This is a genomic window from Streptomyces griseorubiginosus (genome assembly GCF_017614965.1).
In the GTDB taxonomy this organism is placed as follows: Bacteria; Actinomycetota; Actinomycetes; order Streptomycetales; family Streptomycetaceae; genus Streptomyces; species Streptomyces griseorubiginosus_B.
The window spans coordinates 1-7,369 of record NZ_WVUG01000382.1 but is presented as its reverse complement, the minus strand read 5'-3'; the positions used below and the strand labels follow the sequence as shown (position 1 = coordinate 7,369).

Below are 7,369 nucleotides of genomic sequence, written 5' to 3'. Positions count from 1 at the left end.
CCGCCTACGACCCCTCCCACCAGCCGCGGCACTCACCCACCGGAGTGTGAAACGTGATCGACCCAGCGGGTTGACGACGATGGTCTTGGCAAGGCCGTCCCGGAGGCTTACGTTCGTCCCTCTACGGCCTGTTCTACGGGCGTAGAGGCTCTGCGACCCGCCGAAGGAGCAGCTCATGGCCAACGTCGTACGTGCCGCTCTGGTCCAGGCCACCTGGACCGGCGACACCGAGTCCATGGTGGCGAAACACGAGGAGCACGCCCGCGAGGCGGCCCGCCAGGGTGCGAAGATCATCGGTTTCCAGGAGGTCTTCAACGCCCCCTACTTCTGTCAGGTCCAGGAACCCGAGCACTACCGCTGGGCAGAGCCGGTGCCCGACGGGCCGACCGTGAGCCGCATGCGGGAGCTCGCCCGCGAGACCGGCATGGTGATCGTCGTACCGGTCTTCGAGGTCGAGCAGTCCGGTTTCTACTACAACACCGCGGCCGTGATCGACGCCGACGGCACGGTCCTCGGCAAGTACCGCAAGCACCACATCCCCCAGGTCAAGGGCTTCTGGGAGAAGTACTACTTCAAGCCGGGCAACGTCGGCTGGCCCGTGTTCGACACCGCGGTCGGAAAGGTCGGCGTATACATCTGCTACGACCGCCACTTCCCGGAGGGCTGGCGGCAACTCGGCCTCAACGGCGCCCAGTTGGTCTACAACCCGTCGGCCACCCACCGCGGGCTGTCCTCCCACCTCTGGCGTCTGGAGCAGCCCGCCGCGGCCGTCGCCAACGAGTACTTCGTCGCCGCGATCAACCGCGTCGGCCAGGAGGAGTACGGCGACAACGACTTCTACGGGACGAGTTACTTCGTCGACCCGCGTGGACAGTTCGTGGGTGACGTGGCAAGTGACAGCAAGGAGGAACTCGTGGTCCGTGACCTGGACTTCGACCTGATCGAGGACGTCAGGCAGCAGTGGGCGTTCTACCGGGACCGCCGGCCGGACGCGTACGAGGGGCTGGTGCAGCCGTGAGCGACCTGTACGCCCGCCATCGTTCCGTCCTGCCCGACTGGCTCGCCCTCTACTACGAGAACCCGATCGAGATCACCCACGGCGAGGGCCGCCATGTCTGGGACTCGGACGGCAACAGGTACCTCGACTTCTTCGGCGGCATCCTCACCACGATGACCGCGCACGCGCTGCCCGAGGTGACGAAGGCGGTCAGCGAGCAGGCCGGGCGGATCCTCCACTCGTCCACCCTGTACCTCAACCGCCCGATGGTCGAACTCGCCGAGCGCATCGCCCAGTTGAGCGGCATCCCGGACGCCCGCGTCTTCTTCACCACCTCCGGCACCGAGGCCAACGACACCGCCCTGCTGCTCGCCACGACCTACCGGCGCAGCAACACGATCCTGGCGATGCGCAACAGCTACCACGGCCGCTCCTTCAGCGCGGTCGGCATCACCGGCAACCGCGGCTGGTCGCCGACCTCGCTGTCCCCGCTGCAGACGCTCTACGTCCACGGCGGCGTCCGCACCCGCGGCCCGTACGCCGATCTCGGCGACGCCGACTTCATCGCCGCCTGCGTCGACGACCTGAAGGACCTGCTCGGCCACACCCGCCCGCCCGCCGCGCTGATCGCCGAACCGATCCAGGGGGTCGGCGGCTTCACCTCGGGTCCGGACGGCCTGTACGCGGCCTTCCGCGAGGTGCTCGCCGAGCGCGGCATCCTGTGGATCGCCGACGAGGTACAGACCGGCTGGGGCCGCACCGGCGACCACTTCTGGGGCTGGCAGGCGCACGGCCGGAGCGGGCCGCCGGACATCCTCACCTTCGCCAAGGGCATCGGCAACGGCAGCTCCATCGGCGGTGTCGTCGCCCGCGCCGAGATCATGAACTGCCTGGACGCCAACAGCATCTCGACGTTCGGCGGCACCCAGATCACCATGGCGGCCGGTCTCGCCAACCTCACCTACCTGCTGGAACACGACCTCCAGGGCAACGCCCGGCGCGTCGGCGGGCTGCTCATCGAGCGGCTGCGGACGGTCGCCGCGCAGGTTCCGCACGTACGCGAGGTGCGGGGCCGCGGGCTGATGCTCGGCGTCGAGCTGGTCAAGCCCGGGACGGACCAGGCCGACCCGGACGCGGCGGCCGCCGTGCTGGAGGCGACCCGCGCCGACGGGCTGCTGATCGGCAAGGGCGGCGGCCACAACACCAGCGCCCTGCGCATCGCCCCGCCCCTGTCCCTCACGGTCGCCGAGGCCGAGGAGGGCGCCGCGATCCTCGAACGCGCTCTGAGGAGCCTCACGTAGCAGTGCACTGAGCAAGGGAACACGCGATGACCACCACCTTCGGGACCCTGGAGCCGGCGCTGTCCGTGCGGCAGATCCTCATGCTCGAACGGGTTCTCGCCGGGGAGCCTGAGGTGGTGGCCGGGGCGGCCCAGCTCGACCGGCCGGTGCGCTGGGTGCACGTCGCCGAGGCGCCCGACGTGGGCGTCATGCTCAGCGGCGGCGAGATGGTCCTCACCACCGGCGTGCTGCTCGCCGGCGACGAGGAGAAGCAGGCCGAGTACATCCGGTCCCTGCACAGCGCCGAGGCGGCGGCCGTGGTCCTCGGGCTCGGCCGTGCCTTCCCGGCGCCCCCGGACGTCATGCGCCGGGCCGCCGAGCGGTGCGGGCTGCCGATGGTGGTCCTCCACCGGCCCTTCCCCTTCGCGGAGCTGACCGAGGAGGTGCAGGCCCGGCTGATACGGCGGAAGTTCGCCGCCGTCAGCCTGTCGGAGTCCGTACGGACGGCCCTGACCGGGCTCATCACCGCGGGCGCCCCGCTGCAACGGCTCCTCGACGAGGTCGCCCAGCACAGCGCCTGCCCCGTGGTCGTCACCAACCTCGCCCACCGCGTCCTCGCCACCGCGGGGGAGCGGCCCGCCGTGGACGACGTGCTGCGTGACTGGGAGCGCATCGCCCGGCAGGCCGGCGGCAGCGAGGGCGACGGCTGGATCCGTGCCGAGCTGGGCGGGCGCGGGGAGCGGTGGGGACGGATCGTGCTGTGCGGGTACCGGGGCGACACCGCCACCGGACGGCTGCTCGCCGACCGGGCCGCCGAGGCCCTCGTCCTGCACCGCATGCTAGGCGGCACCTCGGCCCACACCTGGGAGGAGCAGTCGGCGCAGAGCCTGCTGACCGACCTGGTGAGCGGGGTCGTACCGGCGAGGCAGCTGTTGCCCCGCGCGCGGGCCGCCGGGCTGCCCGTCAACCGGCGGACCTTCGTGCCGCTGGTCGTACGGCACGCGGATGTGGCCGGGCTCGACCGGGTGCTGCGGATGGTGGGGCTGCCGGGGCTCGTCGCCGAACTGGCCGACGGGGTCACCGCCGTACTGCTCAGCCTCGCCCGGGACCAGGACGCCGCGGTGCTCACCGCGAACTTCGCGGCCCGGGTGCGCTCGGAGGCGGCGCGGACGGTGGTGGCCGCCGCCGATCCCCGTATCGCCTGGGACGACGTGCCGGCGGGCCTGCGCGAGGCCCAGCACGTCGCCGACGCCGTGGCGGACTCCTCGGCGGTCCTCGACCTCCCGGACGTCGTCCGCCTGAAGGACGTCCATCTGCGCGGCCTGATCCGGCTGCTCAGGGACGATCCGCATGTGCAGTCCTTCGCCGAGCGGGAGCTGGACGGGCTGCTGCGCTCGGCCGACGACGATCTGCTGCCGGTGCTGCGCACCTATCTCGCCACCGGCCGCAACAAGTCCCGCACCGCCCAGCTCCACCATGTCTCCCGGCCTGCGCTCTACCGCCGCCTTGAGGCGATACAGACCCGGCTCGGCGTCGACCTCGACGACTTCGAACAGGCGGCCTCCGTACACATCGCGCTCCTCGCGCATGACGCGCAACAGGGCTGAAACATGCGACGACCTGGGAAAACGGCGGTGAAACATGGGCCCACGACAGAGTGACACCGTGGCACGCCGCACCCTCGCAGACGTGACACCGTGCAACTCAAAGCCTGTTTTCGGACTTCCTAGTCTTCTCGCACACCGAGCGACCGGAGGTCCCGATGAGCAGAGTGATCCGAGCCGCCCTCTTCCAGACCGCGTGGACGGGCGACAAGGAGTCGATGATCGCGGTGCACGAACAGGCGGCCCGGGACGCGGCCGCCCAGGGCGCCCAAGTCCTGTGCTTCCAGGAGCTGTTCTACGGACCGTACTTCTGCCAGGTCCAGGACAAGGCGTTCTACGAGTACGCGGAGGCGATCCCCGACGGCCCGATCGTCAAGCGTTTCCAGGCGCTCGCGAAGGAACTGGGGATCGTCCTGATCCTGCCGATGTACGAGGAGGAGCAGCCCGGCGTCCTCTACAACACCGCGGCCGTGATCGACGCGGACGGCTCGTACCTCGGCAAGTACCGCAAGCACCACATCCCCCAGGTCCCCGGATTCTGGGAGAAGTTCTACTTCCGTCCGGGCAACGCCGGCTGGCCGGTCTTCGACACCGCCGTCGGCCGGATCGGCGTCTACATCTGCTACGACCGCCACTTCCCGGAGGGCTGGCGGGCGCTGGGCCTCGAGGGCGCGGAGATCGTCTTCAACCCGTCGGCCACCTCGCGCGGACTGTCCGCCTACCTCTGGCAGCTGGAGCAGCCGGCCGCGGCCGTCGCCAACGAGTACTTCGTCGGCGCGATCAACCGGGTCGGCGTGGAGGAACTCGGCGACAACGACTTCTACGGGACCTCGTACTTCGTGGACCCCGAGGCCCAGTTCGTCGGCGAGGTGGCCTCCGACAAGGAGACCGAACTCGTCGTCCGCGACCTGGACATGGCCAAGCTGCGCGAGGTGCGCGACCGCTGGCAGTTCTACCGCGACCGCCGTCCCGACGCCTACCCGCCGCTGACCGCACCCTGACCGAACCGTTCACCCAGGCAGGAGAGGGACCATGAGCAGCCGTACCGTCATCCGCGGTGGCCTCGTCATCACCGCGTCCGACGAGATCCACGCCGACGTGCTGATCGAGGACGGCCGCATCGCCGCCCTCGCCGCCTCCGGCACGCCCGCGGCCGAGGCGTTCAGTGCCGAGCGGGTGATCGACGCCACCGGGAAGTACGTGATCCCCGGTGGCGTCGACGCCCACACCCACATGGAGCTCCCCTTCGGCGGCACCTTCGCCTCCGACACCTTCGAGACCGGCACCCGGGCCGCCGCCTGGGGCGGTACGACCACCATCGTCGACTTCGCCGTGCAGAGCGTCGGCCACTCCCTGCGCGAGGGCCTGGACGCCTGGCACGCCAAGGCCGAGGGCAACTGCGCGATCGACTACGGCTTCCACATGATCGTCTCCGACGTGAACCAGGAGACGCTCAAGGAGATGGACCTGCTGGTCGAGGAGGGCGTGACCTCCTTCAAGCAGTTCATGGCCTACCCGGGCGTCTTCTACTCCGACGACGGCCAGATCCTGCGCGCCATGCAGCGCTCCGCCGAGAACGGCGGCCTGATCATGATGCACGCCGAGAACGGCATCGCGATCGACGTGCTGGTCGAGCAGGCGCTGGAGCGCGGGGAGACCGACCCGCGCTACCACGGTGAGGTGCGCAAGGCCCTCCTCGAAGCCGAGGCCACCCACCGCGCCATCAAGCTCGCACAGGTCGCGGGGGCTCCGCTGTACGTCGTACACGTCTCGGCGATGGAGGCGGTGGCCGAACTGGCGCGGGCGCGGGACGAGGGGCTGCCCGTCTTCGGCGAGACCTGCCCGCAGTACCTCTTCCTCTCCACCGACAACCTCGCCGAGCCCGACTTCGAGGGCTCGAAGTACGTGTGCAGCACGCCGCTTCGTCCCAAGGAGCACCAGGCGAAGCTCTGGCAGGGCCTCAGGACGAACGACCTCCAGGTCGTCTCCACCGACCACTGCCCCTTCTGCTTCGTGGGCCAGAAGGAGCTGGGCCGCGGGGACTTCTCGAAGATCCCCAACGGTCTGCCGGGCGTCGAGAACCGTATGGACCTGCTCCACCAGGCCGTCGTCGACGGGCACATCTCCCGCCGCCGCTGGATCGAGATCGCCTGCGCCACCCCCGCCCGGATGTTCGGCCTCTACCCGAAGAAGGGCACCATCGCCCCGGGCGCCGACGCCGACGTCGTGATCTACGACCCCAGCGCCGAGCAGGTGATGTCCGTCGAGACGCACCACATGAACGTCGACTACTCGGCCTACGAGGGCAAGCATGTCACCGGCCGGGTCGAGACGGTGCTCTCGCGCGGCGAAGTCGTCATCAACGAGCGGGAGTACACCGGACGCGCAGGACACGGCGTCTACACCCCGCGCTCCACCTGTCAGTACCTCAACTAGGAGTGGCGCCCATGGACTTCGGACTCGTCCTGCAGACCGACCCGCCGGCCTCGAAGGTCGTCAGCCTGATGAAGCGGGCCGAGCGCAACGGCTTCCGGTACGGATGGACCTTCGACTCCGCCGTGCTGTGGCAGGAGCCGTTCGTGATCTACAGTCAGATCCTGGCGAACACACAGAAGTTGACCGTGGGTCCGATGGTCACCAACCCCGGTACCCGTACCTGGGAGGTCACCGCCTCCACCTTCGCCACCCTCAACGACATGTTCGGCAACCGCACCGTCTGCGGCATCGGCCGCGGCGACTCCGCGATGCGCGTCGCGGGCCGCAAGCCCAACACGCTGGCCCGGATCAGCGAGGCGATGAAGGTCATCCGGGCCCTCGGCCGGGGCGAGGAGGCCGACCTCGGCGGCACGGTGATCAGGTTCCCGTGGATCAAGCCGGGCGCCGAACTCCCCGTCTGGATGGCCGCGTACGGGCCCAAGGCCCTGAAGATGACCGGTGAGGAGGCCGACGGGTTCATCCTCCAGCTCGCGGACCTCTACCTGACGGAGTACATGGTCAAGGCCGTCAAGGACGCGGCCGTGGCCGCCGGACGTGACCCGTCCGAGGTCAAGATCTGCGTCGCCGCGCCCGCCTACGTCACCGCGGACGACTCGCCCGAGGCCCTCGCCCACGCCCGGGAGCAGTGCCGCTGGTTCGGCGGCATGGTCGGCAACCACGTCGCCGACCTGGTCGCCAAGTACGGCGAGCACTCCGCCGCCGTACCCGACGAGCTCACCGACTACATCAAGGCCCGGGAGGGGTACGACTACTCCCACCACGGCCGCGCGGACAACCCCGACACCCAGTTCGTCCCCGACGAGATCGTCGACCGGTTCTGCGTCATCGGCCCGGTCGAGAAGCACATCGAGAAACTGCGGGCGCTGCGCGAGCTCGGCGTCGACCAGTTCGCCGTGTACGACATGCACGACGCCCAGGAGACCGTGATCGACGCGTACGGCGCGGAGGTCATCCCGGCCCTCAACGCCTGACCACACCCCACCCCTCTCCCC

At 69.8% G+C, this 7,369-nt stretch carries 6 protein-coding genes; all 6 read left to right on the top strand.

Going from position 1 to position 7,369, the window contains the following annotated elements:
* Nucleotides 1–175: 175 nt before the first annotated feature.
* The gene (locus GRC12_RS39595) at nucleotides 176–1,018 is read left to right on the top strand and encodes a nitrilase-related carbon-nitrogen hydrolase (protein ID WP_208785302.1); all 843 of its coding nucleotides are present in this window, start codon (nucleotides 176–178) and stop codon (nucleotides 1,016–1,018) included.
* A complete protein-coding gene (locus GRC12_RS39590; RefSeq protein ID WP_208785301.1) occupies nucleotides 1,015–2,298 on the top strand; it encodes an aspartate aminotransferase family protein in 1,284 nt (427 codons plus the stop codon). Before GRC12_RS39595 ends, GRC12_RS39590 begins: the two co-directional genes overlap by 4 nt.
* 26 nt (nucleotides 2,299–2,324) lie before the next feature.
* Nucleotides 2,325–3,884, top strand: coding sequence for a PucR family transcriptional regulator (locus GRC12_RS39585; protein WP_133041791.1), 1,560 nt, complete (start codon nucleotides 2,325–2,327; stop codon nucleotides 3,882–3,884).
* A gap of 155 nt (nucleotides 3,885–4,039) precedes the next feature.
* Nucleotides 4,040–4,882 (top strand): nitrilase-related carbon-nitrogen hydrolase, encoded by an 843-nt coding sequence (locus tag GRC12_RS39580; RefSeq protein ID WP_208785300.1) that lies wholly within the window; start codon nucleotides 4,040–4,042, stop codon nucleotides 4,880–4,882.
* 31 nt (nucleotides 4,883–4,913) lie between these two features.
* Nucleotides 4,914–6,317 (top strand): dihydropyrimidinase, encoded by a 1,404-nt coding sequence (gene hydA, locus GRC12_RS39575; RefSeq protein ID WP_208785299.1) that lies wholly within the window; start codon nucleotides 4,914–4,916, stop codon nucleotides 6,315–6,317.
* A gap of 11 nt (nucleotides 6,318–6,328) precedes the next feature.
* Nucleotides 6,329–7,348 carry a TIGR03842 family LLM class F420-dependent oxidoreductase gene (locus GRC12_RS39570; protein ID WP_133041794.1) on the top strand — a complete coding sequence of 340 codons (1,020 nt, stop codon included), beginning with the start codon at nucleotides 6,329–6,331 and terminating at the stop codon, nucleotides 7,346–7,348.
* The last annotated feature ends 21 nt before the right edge of the window (nucleotides 7,349–7,369 follow it).

What these genes read in the sequence shown, in the direction of transcription:
- GRC12_RS39595 (WP_208785302.1), top strand. Translation starts at nt 176, where the DNA reads ATGGCCAACGTCGTACGTGCCGCTCTGGTCCAGGCCACCTGGACCGGC.
- GRC12_RS39585 (WP_133041791.1), top strand. Translation starts at nt 2,325, where the DNA reads ATGACCACCACCTTCGGGACCCTGGAGCCGGCGCTGTCCGTGCGGCAG.
- GRC12_RS39580 (WP_208785300.1), top strand. Translation starts at nt 4,040, where the DNA reads ATGAGCAGAGTGATCCGAGCCGCCCTCTTCCAGACCGCGTGGACGGGC.
- hydA (WP_208785299.1), top strand. Translation starts at nt 4,914, where the DNA reads ATGAGCAGCCGTACCGTCATCCGCGGTGGCCTCGTCATCACCGCGTCC.
- GRC12_RS39570 (WP_133041794.1), top strand. Translation starts at nt 6,329, where the DNA reads ATGGACTTCGGACTCGTCCTGCAGACCGACCCGCCGGCCTCGAAGGTC.